The sequence below is a fragment of the Pseudoalteromonas sp. UBA2102 genome, from assembly GCF_002331165.1.
GTDB lineage: Bacteria > Pseudomonadota > Gammaproteobacteria > Enterobacterales > Alteromonadaceae > Pseudoalteromonas > Pseudoalteromonas atlantica.
Genome location: NZ_DCYU01000129.1, coordinates 1 through 15,815, shown reverse-complemented (window position 1 = coordinate 15,815; position 15,815 = coordinate 1). Strand labels below are relative to the sequence as shown.

Below are 15,815 nucleotides of genomic sequence, written 5' to 3'. Positions count from 1 at the left end.
TGTCGTCTAAATCAAAGTCATCGTCTTTTGGTGATTCTGTATCAGCTTGTTGATCTAATAATTCATCAATATCAAAGTCATCATCCTCTTCTTGGGCAAGCTCTTCGCTTAAGGCGGCCAACTCATCATTACTTTCTAAGCTGCTATCCGCGGTAGGTTGCTCAACCTCAGGCAAGTCAATTTCAGGCAGGCTATCGTCCTCGTCAAATAAATCGTCTAGGTCGTCACTGCTTAAAATATCGTCCGAATCTTTTGTATCATCTAAATCAAGGTCAATTTCATCATCTTGTTTATCATCTACAGGTTCATCAAAGCCTTGCTGCATGAAAACGTCTAACTCGTCCCCTTCACTGCCTTCGTCATCAAAAACAATATCATCACTTAATAGGCTTTCTAATTCGTCTTGATCGAGCAAGTTTTCTGAATCAGAAAATTCATCGTCTAACGCATCATCGAGAGAATCATCAAATGCAATATCATCCTCTGGCAAAATATCGTTGCTATGATTGTCATCTAGTTGAATATCTAAATCATCAAGAGGGTCAGGAATGATTGGATCGTCTAACGCATCATTACTTTGCGGCTCGTCTTCGGTAAAGCTGGGCGTTTGTGGCAGAAAATCATCGTCATCTTGAGTTTCTTCGTCTTTGTTGGCACGCTTTCGTAAAAACATCACCACAGCAAAAATAATTAATAACGCAGGAATGGTCATTAATAAAATAAGTACAAGTGGGTTAGACATTAAAGCGCCTAGGTTAAAAGGTTCTTCTTTTGGTACTTCTTGCACTTTTTGCTGAGCTATTATTTCGTTTTGTTTTTCTATTAGCTCTTTTAGCTGTTTTTGAATTTCGCTGTCTTGACCTAGCTGTTCTTTTACATTGGCAAGCTCTTTTGAAATACCCGACAATTGTTTTTTGAGATTATTATTCTCAGCTAATATTTCTTCTACATTATTAACCGAGCTTTTAAATTGCTGCTGCAGCTCTACAAGCTTATTACCTTGCTGGGTTTTTATTTCATTTAATTCTTTTTGGATTTCTTTTTTAGCGTCGTCAACATCGGCTTTACGAGCTTGTGTTACTTTAGTTTGCGCGGCATTAATTTCACTGGTGGTTAGTGTGCCATTTTTCTTTTTTTCCCATAGCGCGTCATCTTGCTCTGAGCGTTGTTTAGCAAGCTGTGGATTTACGCGTCTAATTTCCGCTAAAGTGGGTATTTTTAAATATGCACCACTTTGCATGTGGTTTAGGTTTTGTTCTAAAAAAGAATTAGGGTTTTTGTTATACAAGGCCTGCATAACTTGGTAAATACTAACTGAGTTATCTGGGCGTACTTTGGCAGCAATACGCCATAGTGTATCGGTTGGCTTTATAGGCCCTATTGATCGCCCTTGCGCACCATAGTCAGCGCCTTTTGGCCCCTTTAATTGGGTGCTGTCTTGAGAGTAAATTGGAGTTACTACCAATGCAGACGCTAATATAATAAGTGAAGCTAAACCGCGCATGCTGATCCTTTAATGTGTAAATGTTAAATGCTTTGCTATTTATTTAGCTGCTCAACATTAATTATTCTTGCCGTAACCAGCCAAATAGCTGATCTACATTTGTTATTACAATCTATTTTTATTGCAAGCTCTATTCCAGTTACAAACTATAAACCAGTTGCGGCCTAATATCCATTGCAACGCTTTGAAAATAAATACCTTAAAACTTTATTCTTAATACTATTTTATCGTGATAGATCAAGGCGTTTAGTTTAGTAGCAACGCTAAGCGGCAATAATTTGGCTCCCTTAAATACAAAAGCGGCAAACTATAAAAGTTTGCCGCTTAATTTACACGCAATGTTAGCGGGTATTTATAAGTAGTTAGCGATTAACTCTTCCGCTATTTGCACACTATTAGTGGCAGCCCCTTTGCGGGTGTTATCACTTACAACCCACATATTTAAACCATGAGGGTGCGAAATATCGGCGCGTAAGCGGCCTACGTAAACTGTATCATTACCACTGGCATCTGAAACCGCGGTTGGGTAATCGCCCTCATCTTCAATGAGCTCGACTCCTGGTGCATCATTTAAAAGCTGTTTAACGTGCTCAAAGTCATACGGCATGCGTGTTTCAATGTTGATTGACTCAGAGTGGCCAAAAAATACCGGTACACGTACACAGGTTGGGTTAACAGCAATAGTGGTATCACCCAAAATTTTATGCGTTTCGTTTACCATTTTCATTTCTTCGCGCGTGTAGCCGTTATCTTCAAAGGTATCTATTTGAGGGATAACGTTAAATGCAATTTGCTTAGGAAAAATTTCGTTTTCCATTGGGCGAGCATTCATTAAATTAGCTGTTTGCTTTGCTAGTTCATCTACGGCTTCTTTGCCTGCACCAGATACAGCTTGGTATGTAGATACATTAATGCGGTCAATACCATAAGCATCGTAAATTGGTTTAAGCGCTAGCATCATTTGAATAGTAGAGCAGTTAGGGTTTGCAATAATATTGCGATTTCTAAAGTCTTCAAGGCTTGCTGCATTAACTTCTGGTACCACTAGCGGTACTTCAAAATCATTTCTAAAATGTGAGGTGTTATCAATTACAACACAGCCCGCATCGGCTGCAATTGGCGCGTATTTTTCTGATACACTGCCACCAGCTGAAAACAAACCTATGTGTGCTTGGCTAAAGTCAAAGCCTTCTACGTCTTGCACTTCAATGGTTTCACCACGAAACTTTATGTCTTCACCTGCGCTGCGGCTACTGGCTAATAAAAAAAGTTGGTCTACCGGAAATTTACGATCTTCCAGGGTTTCAATAATTTGACGACCTACTAAGCCTGTAGCGCCAAGTACAGCAACGTTATATTTTTGCGACATATTTTATCCTCTTTAAGCAGTGTTAAAACAACACTACTAGTTAAATTAGTTTGCGGTGTTAAAGCCAAGCTGAGCGAGTGCATCTGTATGCTGTGCACTCCCTTTTACCGTTAAAGTGCTAAACTCACGCCTGACTGGGTAGTTTTTACGTAAACTATCAAACCCGTCTTTTGCTAAGTTGCGCAGCAAAATGCCATCATCACGGCGTACGTCGTAAATTAAATGCACTAAACGCGCAATATCAGCCTCAGTAAAGCTGCTTTGTAAACTTAGGCTTGTAACAGCAGGTTGTGGTAAAAAATCAGCAAGAGATTTTTCTGCGGTTACGCCTTTTAATTTACACAATGCTTGGTACAGCATTTGTGTACCGCGGGCTTTTCCTTCAAGGGTATGGCCAGCAATGTGCACGCTGGCATAGCGCACATGATCAAGCAATGGAATTAAAATGTTAGGCTCGTTTTCCCAAACATCCAAAACCAAATCTAAGTCTGCCCCTTGCTCCATAACCGATAACAAAGCTTGATTATCAATTACTTCTCCACGGCTCGCATTTATAACTGCTAACCCAGGCTTTAACGCTTTAAGGCGTTTTTCATCAATTAAATGATGCGTTTTGTGCTCACCGGTTTTAATCAGCGGTACATGAAAGGTAACCGCATCTACGCGCTCAAGTAGTTCGTCAAGCTCAACATGCTCGGCTAATAAGCCCTGCTCATGTTTAATTGGGTCACATAATAAAACATCAACATTAAGTGTTTTTAGTTTTTGTGCTAAACAGCTGCCAATGTTACCCACCCCAACAATACCTATTGTTTGACCACTTAAAGGGGCTGCGTTTTCTTGGCTTAAAGCAAACAAGCTACTTATTACATACTCAGCCACCGCCACTGCATTGCAACCTGGGGCACTACTAAAGGCAATGCCTTTATCGTTTAGTAACTGTGTATCTATATGATCAACACCAATAGTGGCGGTACCTACAAAGCTTAATTTATTAGCGTGGGCAAGCAAGTCACTGTTTACTTTAGTAACCGAACGCGTAAGTAATACATCAACATCAATTAACGCATCGGGTGTTAAGTTTCGTCCATCAAAGCGCGTTACCTCACCAAAGTCTGCAAAATACTGCTCAACTAAAGGCATGTTTTGATCGGCAAGAATCTTCATTGGGGAGTCCGTATGGCAAAATGAGGCGCTATTGTAACGAACAACCGAGCCATTACACAAACTAAAAAGCCGAGCAATGCTCGGCTTTTAATCACTATAAAGAGAAAACGAATTAACCTTTATATTTGCTCATAACTAATGTGGCGTTTGTACCACCAAAACCAAAGCTATTAGACATAACAGTATTAAGCTGTGCATCACGGCGCTCAGTTACAATGTTAAGGCCTTGTGCTTGCTCATCTAGCTCATCTACGTTAATAGATGGCGCTACAAAGTCGTTTTCCATCATTAAAATTGAGAAAATAGCTTCGTGAACACCCGCAGCACCTAGTGCGTGACCCGTTAATGATTTAGTCGCACTAATAAGCGGCGAGTTACCACCAAATACTTCTTGAATAGCGCCTAGCTCTTTAACATCCCCTACTGGCGTAGATGTACCGTGCGTGTTTAAATAATCAATTGGTGTATCAACGCCTTGCATTGCTTGGCGCATACAGCGTACTGCGCCTTCACCTGAAGGTGCTACCATGTCGTAGCCATCAGATGTAGCACCGTAGCCTACAATTTCTGCGTAAATATGTGCGCCACGAGCAAGTGCATGCTCAAGCTCTTCTACTACAACAATACCGCCACCAGCAGAAATAACAAAACCATCGCGGTTTGCATCGTACGTACGAGATGCTTTTTCTGGTGTTTCATTATATTTGGTAGATAACGCGCCCATTGCGTCAAATTCCATTGCAAGAGTCCAGTGGAGCTCTTCACCACCACCGGCAAAAATAACATCTTGCTTGCCTAATTGAATTTGCTCAACAGCGTGGCCAATACAATGTGCAGATGTTGCACACGCAGAACTTATAGAATAGTTAACGCCTTTAATTTTAAATGGCGTTGCTAAACAAGCCGATGTCGTGCTTGCCATCGTACGCGGAACCATATAAGGACCTACACGCTTTACGCCTTTTTCGCGCAAAATATCGGCCGCTTCTACTTGCCACTTTGAAGAGCCACCACCAGAGCCAACTAATAAACCCGTGCGCTCATTAGATACTTGCTCATCAGATAAGCCAGCATCTTCAATTGCTTGCTTCATAGAAATATAAGAGTAAGCAGCAGCATCACCCATAAAGCGCATTGCTTTACGGTCTACGTGTTCTTTAACATCAATATCAATTTTGCCCGACACATTACTGCGTAAGTTGTAATCGGCAAATTCTTGGTTAAAAGCAATACCGCTTTTACCCGCTTTTAGTGACTCTAATACTTCTTGTTTGTTATTACCGATGCTTGATACAACACCGATACCCGTAATTACGGCTCTTCTCATGGGTAATTCCCTTAGCTTGATACTAAATTACTGTGTATTTTACGCTGTTTTTTGGTGTTAAGTGGTCAGCTTTCTAGCGTACACCTGTACTCTGAATTTAATAGCTTATAAATAACGCCAGACTATTTCAAAGAAAACCCGTAAAATAATTAAAAAATACTGTCTAAAAATTTAATAAGTCATGATAAAAAACGCCCAAATACACTTTAATGAAGTAGGCACACCGGTAGCCGATAACTTTGACGATGTTTATTTTTCTAATGACGACGGCCTTGCTGAATCGCATTACGTGTTTTATCAACAAAACAATATACAGGCGCGGTTACAAAATCATGACCAAACGCATTTTGTTATTGCCGAAACCGGTTTTGGTACTGGTTTAAACTTTTTAAATGCATGGCAACACTTTAATGACCACCTTGCCAATCAACAAGTTGAAAATCAAGTAGACAAACGGGTTAAGCGATTGCATTTTATTTCGTTTGAAAAATACCCGCTTAATGCTGATGATCTAAAAAAAGCACTGCAAGCGTGGCCAACATTAAACAAGCTTAGTGACGAATTAATAACGCACTACCCTATAAATTTAGGCGGCTGTCATCGCATAGAATTTAATAACGGCCAAGTTATTCTTGATTTGTATTTTGGCGACGTGCTTGATTCAATAAATGCAGTGAGCTACCCGCAATCAGGGGTGGTCGATGCGTGGTTTTTAGATGGCTTTGCACCAAGTAAAAACCCTGACATGTGGCAACAAAGTGTGTTTAATGCCATGGTTGATATATCGCGCAAGCATGCAACACTTGCCACATTTACCGCTGCAGGCTTTGTACGCCGAGGCTTAATAGCTGCAGGCTTTAGCATGCAAAAAGCGAAAGGCTTTGGCCGTAAACGCGAAATGCTGATAGGCCAATTAGCACACGCTAATAGTGCACAGTCATCACCCCCGTACTTTGAACAACCCCCTGCCAAACTAGAGCATGTTGCTGTAATTGGCGGTGGGATTGCGAGTAGCTGTATTTTGCACAGTTTGGCTAAGCGTGGCATTAAAAGTAGCCTATTTTGTCAAGATGAAAAACCAGCTATGGGCGCTTCGCATAACGTACAAGGCGCGGTTTACCCCCATCTGCAAGCTAAAAACTCACCTCATAGTGAATTATTTGCGCACAGCTTTTTATACGCTAAACGCAGTTACCAGCAACTACTAAAAAACGGCTTTAATTTTGATTATAGCTGGTGCGGTGTACTGCAACATGCGGTAAAAAAGCCTCTTGCCGATAAACATCAAAACTTAGAACAAAAACAGTTATGGCCTCAAGCCTTAATGCGCAATGTAACTGTAGAGCAAGGAGATAAACTGGCGGGCGTAAAAACCGGCTACCCCGGCGTTTATTTTGAGCAAGGCGGTTGGGTAAACCCACCCCAGCTAGTTGAGGCAATGCTAAAAGCGGCCAATAGCCTTTACCCTATTAATAGCTATTTTAATTGCCATATACAGCAGCTTACTAAAACCGATGCAGGCTGGTATTTAACCCACGAGCATACCCAATATGGCCCTTTTAGTGATGTAATAATATGTGCAGGTGAGCATAGCGATGCGTTTGAACAAACAAACGCATTACCTATTGTAGGGGTACGTGGTCAAGTATCGCATATTCAAGCGAGTGAACAATCTAAGCAGCTTAAAACCGTGTTGTGCCATAAAGGTTATTTTACCCCCGCCTATTTAGGTAAACACTGTATGGGCGCTACATTTGAAAAAAACACAAAAAGTCGCGCCGTTACAGAAAAAGACAACCAGCTAAACCATGAGCAACTACTTAGCTTTTACCATCAAAGCGACTTTGCCACCACATTAGGTGACATTACCTGTGCTAAAGCAGCTGTGCGCTGCACGTTTATAGATCACTTACCAATGGCAGGACAATGGTGTGAGCAAAGCGATTACAGCACCGCCTTTGCTAATTTACGCCTAGGTAAACGCTATCAATACTCACCTCTATGCAAGCCACAACAAGGCTTACATATTTTTACCGGATTTGGAGCGCGCGCATTATGCAGCGCACCGTTATTAAGCGAGCACTTTATTAGCACGTTAAATAATGAACCACGCCCACTCAGCGAGCGTGTAAGCCAGGCCATTCACCCTGCGCGTTTTATAGTTCGTGATTTAATACGAAATAAAATTTAAATGACATCATTCATTTTTTGCGTAAAATAATAACTATAAAAGGAATTTATACCAATCCGCTTAATTAAGTGCTCAATTTTGAGGCTGGAAAAACCTGTTGATGGCTAAGAAAAAAGTTCGCTATTGAGTTGTTCCAAATAAGAATTTTTTAAAAGGTAGCGACACGGTTAGCACCGCAAAATAATTAAGTATTATTGCGCACTGGTATTATATAACCAATGCGCACCATATGCATGAATGCGGATGGGTATCAATAAAAGGATCACAATGAAAGCTTTAACTTGTGCTGTAACATTACTCGCCGCTTTATCGTTTAACACATTTAGCCAAGACGTAACCGCCATCCCCTTACCTGAAGAATTCATCACCACCATGGATGTAACTGGCGAATACCCGCTGGTTAGAACAGGGTATTTAGCTGCTTCTATTGATGCTATTTCTGAATTTTATCAGCAGGCCCTTGGTGACCCCATTAACAGCAAAGGCGATAATAGCTACCGCACCCTTTACTATAACTACCAAAACCATGCTGTTCGCATCAGTTTATACCATCATAATTATGTTACTGAAGTCAGCATAATGATTGAATAAACACAGTAAAAAGCGGCTAATTTTCATGCTCAGTTCAGACTCAATTTTTATTTACTTTTAAATAACCCCTTTGTAGAGAAAAACAGCGTTTTACCCTTTAAAAACGAATGCCTACCCCAAGGTCTATTTGTACTAAGTACCTTTACACTAAATTGAGAAGGAATTAATTATGAGTAAGACCCTAATTATTGGCGCTAGCGGGCAAATTGGTAAAATGGCAACCAAGTTGCTTTTAAACAATGAGCAAAATGTATCTGCATTAGTGCGTGATAAAAGTAAGTTAGATGATTTAGATAGTCCATTTTTAACTATTGTTGAGCAAGATCTCGAAGGAGATTTTTCTGGTGCGCTAAAAGATTGCGATCAAGTTATTTTTGCTGCTGGCTCGGGCGGAAGTACAGGCACAGATAAAACCGTGCTTATTGATTTATGGGCAGCCACCAAAGCAGCAACGTATGCTAAAGAGCATGGCGTAAAGCATTTTATTATGATTAGCTCTATTGGCGCTGACGATCCAGACACAATAGAAAGTGACTTAAAACCTTACTTAGTTTCCAAACATATGGCCGATGAGCACCTTATCAACAGTGGCTTAAACTACACCATAGTGCGCCCAGGTGGGCTGACCGATGAAAGCGCCTCAATGAAAGTAACCACCGAACGTCCAAACGATCGTTCCAAAGCTAAAATTAGCCGCGAAAACGTTGCCAATGCCCTATTACATATTGCTACTAACGCATTTAATGGCAACCGCGTTTTTGAACTATTTAACGGTGAAACGCCCATTAAAGCAGCTGTAAAATAAACACCTGGTTGCCCTTTGTAAACCCCTTGCAAAGGGCAACGTATTTAAATGCTAAATCGCACGCGCCCTCCCTTGCTTCACTATATTTATTAAATGTAAACAACACGTTTAAATCGCTTTATAAAAGCCCACACACCGTGTTCCTAATAAAACAACATGAAAAACAAGCACTTCCACTAAAATCACGATAAAACAATGCGTTAAAAATTCAACAGAGTAAATTTTGTTCAGGCTTTTTTACTAGTTTAATAAGGCTAAATACTAGAAACCCCTTATTTTATCTGGTAAATTAACAGCGTGTTAAAACAATAATAAAAATTCCTCAATGGAAGTTGCACGAATAAGGACATAGCGTGAGCGCCTCATTTAAAATTATTTTTAATGGTCAGTTACACCAAAATGCTGACATTAGTACCGTACAAGAGCAACTCTGTCAGTTTTTAAAAATTCCCCATAATGTCGCTGTAAAGTTATTTGATGGCCGAGCCTACGCACTCGTCAAAGACCTATCGAGTATTGATGCAGTTAAAACAGAATCTAAACTAAAAAGTTTTGGTTTAATCACCAAAGTAGAACCGCACGCAAGTGTAAGGGCACCCCAAAGTGCCGCGGGTACTAAACTGGTTGTTGCTCACAATGAGCCTGCGGTAAAAAACATAGCTAATACAATAACCAGCATTAAAAAGTCCGGCATAAATAGCCCAACCGCCTTGCCCAAATTAGCACTGCAAAGCGCATTGTTTTTTTGTTATAGCTTATTATTCATCTGCCTTATTTGCTCAGCAGTAATAAGCTTTAACACACTCAAAATGAGTATGATAGACAGCTCATCAGCTTCGCCCTCAACAACATTAAATTACGTTCATTATAAGCAGTACTTAGCAAATCAAAAAAAGCACCCAGAAGTCACCTTGCCTAACACCCACAACACAGATGAGCTTAACCAAGGGGCGCAGCAAAAAATTGATAGCTATTTTGCTCGTTTTTCAACGCATATAAACAGTTACGCAAAAATTCTAAAGCAACCAAATATAAACAGCATGGGCGCAGAAAGGTTAAAGCAGCACCTACAAGAAATAGATGCGCTAGGCACTGAACATGTATTTTGGGAGCAATTAATTAACCTTGCTAAATCGCTTAATAACGACGCCCATGTAATGAGCAAGCTTGGTAATGATAACCCTGATAAAATTCAATGGATAAACGCCGTTGATTGGATAAGCCAAAGCTACATTAGGCAACAACAAAATAAGCCTGACGCTTTGCCCGTCACGCCTACAAACACACAACTCGCCAAGTCACCGATATTAGATTTAACTCTACTAATTAGCTTAATGTCGTTTTTAACGCTTATTATTATTAGTATTAAAATGAAAGTAAGGTCGATAAAAATGAAGCTAGCCGCTCCAAGCACAGAATAAATTAAAACCATAAAAAAACCGCCAATCTGATTGCTCAAATTGGCGGTTTTTTATGGTTTTTAAGTAACGAACTTAAATACCTGTATTGGTGGAGCTGGGGGGATTTGAACCCCCGTCCGAAAAGCCTCGACCGTCGGTACTACATGTTTAGTATTGTCATTTAATTAACCTTTAAATCCCGGACAAACACGGTAGATAAAGGCGAGGCCGCTTAGTTTTAACGCTTCAACCCCGGCCAGGGTTTCCGTCGCGATCAGGTGTTAGGGTGACACTCCAAAATCCAGTCCACAAGAATACATGGAAGGAGCGCTAGCCAGCCTAAGCTGCTAGAGAGTAGTTATCGTCGTTTGCGATTACTTTAAATTGCGGCTTTTTTACGAGGCAAACCGCACCTCGACATGCACCTCAGGCTTCTTGAATTCCGTCGAATCCTAATCAGCCCCTGAAATATGAATTTCTTTCAGTAAGGGCAGTATAACTGAGTAAACGACTGATACTCAAGGGGTGTGACACTTTTATTTTAGCTAACTGAATCAACTGAACAGTAAACAAGCACAAGTTTGTAAAAAAGCAAACAAATACTGAACATTTACTTAACATACCGGTCAAGTTGTGCTCAAATAAGGAGTTAAATTTTACACTAGCTATAAGGCTTTAGTAGTAAAAGTAATAATCATAATAACAGGCATATTACGTAGGGAATTTATAAATGTCGGTTTTTTTATTTAATGAACAAACGGGTGAGCTGGCGTTATCTGCACACCCTATTGATAATGGATTTCCGGTAACGAGTGCTCAACTTATTGAGCTGCTTGAACAGTCAGATTATTGCGAGTTTGAAGTACTCTCTGGCAATATTGGTAAGTTATTTTCACCGAGTAAAAATTATCAGCAAGAATCATTAGTAATTGCCAAAGCCACGGACGCGAGCATTGTTATTAACGTTGATGAAAAAAACATGGTTGCAGAGGCTACGCTTACCACGGCCAAAGGCGGCGCATTACTCTCAATGGAGGCAGCTCAAGCAGCTTTAGTTAAAGCCGGTGTAAAAAAAGGCATTAGCCCTCGCGCACTTGATACGTTTTTAGGTCAGCAGTTTTCTCACCCTGCAGGTACATCATACAGCGCTATTGTGGCTCATGGCCGAAACCCTAAAGAAGGTAGTGATGCGAGGTTTGTTCGCCTTTGCTCTACAGCGCAAGACCGCGTACTTAGCCCCCAAGCAAAAGAAGGTGGCAAGGTCGATATGAAAGACCTTGGCGCGATTATTACGGTAAAGCCCGGCACCCCTTTAATGCAGCGAGTAGCAGCTACTCCAGGTGAAGATGGCTATACGGTTTTTGGCGATATGATCAAGGCAACGCCTGGTAAAGAACATCAATTACAGCCCTTTGAAGGCACAAAAATAGACCCTAATAACCCAAACATGCTCATTGCCGATTGTAAAGGTGTCCCTGTGGCCTTACCTAGAGGCATGCGGGTTGACGATGTTTTGTGTTTTCATAATGTAGATGTAAGTACAGGCCACGTTGATTTTGATGGCAGTGTAATTATATCTGGTGATGTAAAAGATGGTATGCGGGTTAAAGCCAATGGCGATATTACTGTATTAGGGTTTGTAGAATCAGGCACGATTGAAAGCCAAAGCGCGGTAACTATTATGCTCGGCGCTATTGGCCGTAAGCGTGAAAATGAAGAAGCATTTACGTGTGAAATTTCTGCCCAGCGAACTATTTCTATTGGCTATGCCCAGTACTGTAATATTAAAAGTGCGCAAGATTTATTTATAGAACGCCAAGCATTGCATTGTAATTTAAGTGCAAGGCGCTTAATACGTGTGGGTAAAGCAGGTAACCCTCGCGGCAAAATAATTGGGGGGAATATTCTTGATGCTATGCGTATAGAAACAGGTGAGCTAGGTGCGCCGGCAGGGACTAAGACCCGTGTGTTTTTAGCTCAAAACTGGCATGAACTGCGCTCAAAGCAGTCTCAAATAATTGATTTTGAAAAAGTATTAGCAAGTAAAACATCTGCACTTAAACAAGCTAAAGAAAAAGCGATAAAAATTCCAGTTGCAGCTCAACGCCAACAGCTACTAGATAAAATTGCCGCTAATGAGCAGCATATAAAAACCCGCGCTATGCACGTACAACGTCAAAAAAGATTGGTGAAGCAAAAAATTTCTCAGCTATTGGCAACTAGCCGACTTAAAATTAACGAAATAATGCACCCAGGTGTGGAGCTTAAAATAGCAAAAGACACAAAACAGTTTTCGCGTATTTACCCACCCCACTTAGTAAAACTTTCTGAGGGAAAAATCACTCAGTCGTTTTAGTATCCTCTTCGGTGTTTTCAGTTTCTTGGGCGTCACTTTCAGGTAGTGGCGCTAGTGGCCAGCCCCCTAGTTCTTGCCAACGGTTTACTATTAAACAATATAGTCCTGCTGTGCGTTCTGTATCGTAAAGTGCCGAGTGTGCTTGGCTGTTATCAAACTCAATCCCCGCGGCTCTACATGCTTTAGCTAGTACCGTTTGCCCTAAAGCTAACCCTGCAAGCGAGGTTGTGTCGAAACTCACAAATGGATGAAATGGCGTACGCTTAATATTGTTACGCTCAATGGCTGCATTTAAAAAGCCATGATCAAAAGCGGCATTATGTGCCACTACAACTGAGCGTTGACACCCAGCAGCTTTTTGCGCTTTACGTACTGCTTTACAAATTTCTTTAATTGCTTCGTCTTCTGGTACAGCGCCGCGCAACGGGCTAAACGGATCTATGCCGTTAAATTCAATTGCGGCTTGTTCAATATTAGCGCCTTCAAAAGGCTCTACATGAAAATGAACGGTATGATCTATGCTGAGTAACCCTTCGTCATCCATTTTTAAAATTGATACGGCAATTTCAAGTAAGGCGTCGGTTTCTTTATTAAAGCCGGCGGTTTCTACATCAATAACAACAGGAAAAAAGCCGCGAAAGCGTTGTGCGAAAAGTGTTTGCTCAGTATTTGCCATAGTCTTCTTGGTTTATGAGGATAAGCTCACTATTATGTCAAAATTGGGGGCTACTCGGCTAGGGCTTTATAAATTATTTAATTAATATATTGTAGGCATGCTATTTGCTTTTAAATAACTGCTAATTGTATTGGCTGTTATTAATTCCCATCGCATTAAATTACGGATACTAGTATGGCGCCTAGAAAATAGCGCAATAACAAGGCGAAAATTATTTATAGCTTTGTTTTACATCAGTAAGTTTAACGCAGTGAGCGGGCTATTTAATACGATACGAAGATTATGTTTTTAATTAAGTTGGTATAGAGCCCTACTTTAGCCGTACGCCAAAATATTGGCTTAGTAGATTAACCGGAGCGTTTTATGAAGTGTAAGTTGTTTTTTATTAGCGTAAGCCTTGGCACCGCCTTGATGAGTTATTCATCGCAAGCGGCTATGCGCCAATACAGCGCAAATCAAGATAACTCCAATTGGGAAGTTTTAAAAACAACGCGCTTACAGTGCCAATTAAACCACGAAGTGCCCTACTACGGTGAGGCCATATTTAAGGCATCGGCTAGTAAAAACAAAAACCTAACTTTTAATCTAGATATGGTTGTGCGCCCCGACAATTACGATATAGCCGGTTTAAAGGCGGTGCCACCAGCATGGCGTTCAGGCCTGCCCGCGCGTGATATAACCACGATGAAGTTACTTAAAAAGTTTGATGGTGAGCTTGGTAATAAAACCGCATGGGAAATGCTAACTGAACTTGAAAAAGGGTTTCATCCTACCTTTTACTACCAAGACTGGCAAAATAGTGCCGACAAAATTGCCGTTGGTATTTCAAGCGTTAATTTTAAGCAAGCCTACTGGGCGTTTTTACAGTGCCGCGATGAGCTTTTACCATACAGCTTTGAAGATATTTCATTTACTGTAATGAACTACCAATCAAATAGCAGCAAGCTCACTAAAGAGTCGCAAAAGCGCTTAGATAAAATTGCTGAGTATTTAAAAAATGATACCAGTATTGAGTCTATAAGTATTGATTCGTATACCGATAGTTACGGTGGCCGTTGGAATAACTTAGATTTATCGCGTAAGCGTGCTAAAGCTATAAAAGATTATATGATCAGCTTAGGGGTTGATGAGGGCAAAGTAGAAACCACAGGCCTAGGTGAAAAACGTTTTGTTGATACTAACGAAAATATTTTAGGGCGAAATAAAAACCGTCGTTTAATTATTCAAATAGCAAAAATGTAACCGCCTTAAACTGCTAGCCACCGCTGCGCCGCTTTATGAGCTTATCGCCAAACTGAAAAAACGTTAGGCTCAAAAATATAATTATGGCTCCTATAATAAGCTCCTGACTTAAAGGCTCGTTATTAAGTAATGCGCCTAGCGCTAATGCAAAACTAGGTGTAATTAAACTACTTAATGCTACAGTACTGGCGTTTAACTTTTGTAATACATGAAAATACGCTAAAGCCCCTACAATCGAGCCAAAAATACCTAAATACGCAATACTCCATAACGAGCGAGCACTCCAATAATCCATACTTATTTGCCCATCTACCAGCCACCACAACAGTCCAAATAAAGGAGTAACAAAAACCAGCGCTCCAAAAGTGGTTGCCATCGGATGAATAGCAATTTTTACACGTTTGATCATCACCCCACTGAGACTAAATAAAGTAACGGCCAATAACACATACATCAGCCCTATGCCCTGAGTTTGTGAGGCTTGTAGCTGGTTATAACTTACAAAATAAAGGCCTATTAATGCACAGCTCAGCGCTATTAATTTAATAGGGCTAAATTTAGGCTCATTAAGTAACCTTTGTGCTAAAAAGCCAGAGAGAATAGGCGCAAGGCCAAACACTAATGAAATAATACCTGAAGGTACTGTGGTAGCAGCCATGTAACTTAATGACATACCGCCAAAAATACCCAAACTGGAGTATGCATATAACGTGCACGCGTTTTTGCTCCAAGGTACACGAATATTGGCTATAGCAACAATTAACCCAGCAACAAATAAGCCTATAATCATGCGCATTAAAACGGCGAGGGTTGGTGCTACAGTTTCACTGCTCCATACAATACCTAAAGGCGTAGTACACCAAATAATGACAAGTAGTAAATAAGATAATTTAACTGGCACACGCCATTCCTTTGCACTGAGGAGGTAGAAACCCTATTAAAGTAAATTATACGCGCGAAAGTAATACGCAGTACATATATAAACGTCTAAATACAGCTGTAAATTCATAGTTACATTATTATTTACCGGCATTTATTACAAAACTATTTATGTTTTAAGTAACTAGTTATATCTTGAGTGCCTCTCACACATTTTAGGATAGTTAAGTGCTTAAAAATAAAACAATAGGCAGCATGTTAATTGTTGCAGGCACCACCATAGGCGCAGGTATGCTGGCATTGCCAAT

13 protein-coding genes and 1 other RNA gene are annotated in these 15,815 nt (G+C 40.5%); 7 read left to right on the top strand and 7 right to left on the bottom strand.

Annotated elements, in window-relative coordinates; translation table 11 throughout:
- The 4 genes from B2R65_RS17045 to fabB form a co-directional block, all read right to left on the bottom strand.
- Nucleotides 1–1,504, bottom strand: a 1,504-nt coding sequence (locus B2R65_RS17045) for a FimV/HubP family polar landmark protein (protein ID WP_286744645.1), incomplete at its 3' end; no start/stop codon positions are given.
- A gap of 352 nt (nt 1,505–1,856) precedes the next feature.
- Complete coding sequence (locus B2R65_RS17040) at nt 1,857–2,873, bottom strand: aspartate-semialdehyde dehydrogenase (protein WP_004588395.1); 1,017 nt, start codon at nt 2,871–2,873, stop codon at nt 1,857–1,859.
- A 45-nt stretch (nt 2,874–2,918) separates the two neighbouring features.
- Entirely contained in the window at nt 2,919–4,040 is a 1,122-nt protein-coding gene (locus tag B2R65_RS17035; protein WP_286744641.1) for a 4-phosphoerythronate dehydrogenase, read from the bottom strand.
- 112 nt (nt 4,041–4,152) lie between these two features.
- The gene (gene fabB, locus B2R65_RS17030) at nt 4,153–5,367 is read right to left on the bottom strand and encodes a beta-ketoacyl-ACP synthase I (protein ID WP_004588393.1); all 1,215 of its coding nucleotides are present in this window, start codon (nt 5,365–5,367) and stop codon (nt 4,153–4,155) included.
- Between the two features lie 181 nt (nt 5,368–5,548).
- On the opposite strand from fabB, the gene mnmC reads away from it, so the two are divergent.
- From mnmC to B2R65_RS17010, 4 genes are all read left to right on the top strand, one after another.
- On the top strand, nt 5,549–7,558 hold the full coding sequence (gene mnmC / locus B2R65_RS17025) for a bifunctional tRNA (5-methylaminomethyl-2-thiouridine)(34)-methyltransferase MnmC2/FAD-dependent 5-carboxymethylaminomethyl-2-thiouridine(34) oxidoreductase MnmC1 (RefSeq protein ID WP_286744640.1): 2,010 nt from the start codon (nt 5,549–5,551) through the stop codon (nt 7,556–7,558).
- Between the two features lie 267 nt (nt 7,559–7,825).
- On the top strand, nt 7,826–8,149 hold the full coding sequence (locus B2R65_RS17020) for a hypothetical protein (protein WP_286744638.1): 324 nt from the start codon (nt 7,826–7,828) through the stop codon (nt 8,147–8,149).
- A gap of 169 nt (nt 8,150–8,318) precedes the next feature.
- Nucleotides 8,319–8,954 carry an SDR family oxidoreductase gene (locus tag B2R65_RS17015; protein WP_286744637.1) on the top strand — a complete coding sequence of 212 codons (636 nt, stop codon included), beginning with the start codon at nt 8,319–8,321 and terminating at the stop codon, nt 8,952–8,954.
- 353 nt (nt 8,955–9,307) lie between these two features.
- Nucleotides 9,308–10,375 (top strand): hypothetical protein, encoded by a 1,068-nt coding sequence (locus B2R65_RS17010; protein ID WP_286744634.1) that lies wholly within the window; start codon nt 9,308–9,310, stop codon nt 10,373–10,375.
- Nucleotides 10,376–10,461: 86 nt separating this feature from the next.
- Here the strand turns inward: B2R65_RS17010 and ssrA are convergent.
- Nucleotides 10,462–10,818, bottom strand: a transfer-messenger RNA (tmRNA) gene (gene ssrA / locus B2R65_RS17005).
- Nucleotides 10,819–11,084: 266 nt separating this feature from the next.
- Here ssrA and B2R65_RS17000 point away from each other — a divergent pair.
- Nucleotides 11,085–12,710: a DUF342 domain-containing protein gene (locus tag B2R65_RS17000; RefSeq protein WP_054983045.1), complete on the top strand. Its 1,626-nt coding sequence runs from the start codon at nt 11,085–11,087 to the stop codon at nt 12,708–12,710.
- Here B2R65_RS17000 and rnt read toward each other — a convergent pair.
- Nucleotides 12,694–13,386 carry a ribonuclease T gene (rnt, locus tag B2R65_RS16995; protein ID WP_286744630.1) on the bottom strand — a complete coding sequence of 231 codons (693 nt, stop codon included), beginning with the start codon at nt 13,384–13,386 and terminating at the stop codon, nt 12,694–12,696. The two genes, B2R65_RS17000 and rnt, sit on opposite strands and share 17 nt — an antisense overlap.
- Before the next feature lie 363 nt (nt 13,387–13,749).
- Between rnt and B2R65_RS16990 the strand changes: the two genes are divergently transcribed.
- Nucleotides 13,750–14,628, top strand: a complete 879-nt coding sequence (locus B2R65_RS16990; RefSeq protein ID WP_286744628.1) for a flagellar protein MotY — start codon at nt 13,750–13,752, stop codon at nt 14,626–14,628.
- A gap of 13 nt (nt 14,629–14,641) precedes the next feature.
- Here B2R65_RS16990 and B2R65_RS16985 read toward each other — a convergent pair whose 3' ends face one another.
- The gene (locus B2R65_RS16985; protein ID WP_286744626.1) at nt 14,642–15,529 is read right to left on the bottom strand and encodes a DMT family transporter; all 888 of its coding nucleotides are present in this window, start codon (nt 15,527–15,529) and stop codon (nt 14,642–14,644) included.
- Nucleotides 15,530–15,735: 206 nt separating this feature from the next.
- On the opposite strand from B2R65_RS16985, the gene B2R65_RS16980 reads away from it, so the two are divergent.
- A partial coding sequence (locus tag B2R65_RS16980) for an aromatic amino acid transport family protein (RefSeq protein ID WP_286744647.1) occupies nt 15,736–15,815 on the top strand: 80 nt, incomplete at its 3' end.

Bases quoted from the DNA above. Each gene is read 5' to 3' on its own strand.
- B2R65_RS17020 (WP_286744638.1), top strand. From the start codon at position 7,826: ATGAAAGCTTTAACTTGTGCTGTAACATTACTCGCCGCTTTATCGTTT.
- B2R65_RS17040 (WP_004588395.1), bottom strand. From the start codon at position 2,873: ATGTCGCAAAAATATAACGTTGCTGTACTTGGCGCTACAGGCTTAGTA.
- mnmC (WP_286744640.1), top strand. From the start codon at position 5,549: ATGATAAAAAACGCCCAAATACACTTTAATGAAGTAGGCACACCGGTA.
- rnt (WP_286744630.1), bottom strand. From the start codon at position 13,386: ATGGCAAATACTGAGCAAACACTTTTCGCACAACGCTTTCGCGGCTTT.
- B2R65_RS17000 (WP_054983045.1), top strand. From the start codon at position 11,085: ATGTCGGTTTTTTTATTTAATGAACAAACGGGTGAGCTGGCGTTATCT.
- B2R65_RS16990 (WP_286744628.1), top strand. From the start codon at position 13,750: ATGAAGTGTAAGTTGTTTTTTATTAGCGTAAGCCTTGGCACCGCCTTG.
- B2R65_RS17015 (WP_286744637.1), top strand. From the start codon at position 8,319: ATGAGTAAGACCCTAATTATTGGCGCTAGCGGGCAAATTGGTAAAATG.
- B2R65_RS17035 (WP_286744641.1), bottom strand. From the start codon at position 4,040: ATGAAGATTCTTGCCGATCAAAACATGCCTTTAGTTGAGCAGTATTTT.
- fabB (WP_004588393.1), bottom strand. From the start codon at position 5,367: ATGAGAAGAGCCGTAATTACGGGTATCGGTGTTGTATCAAGCATCGGT.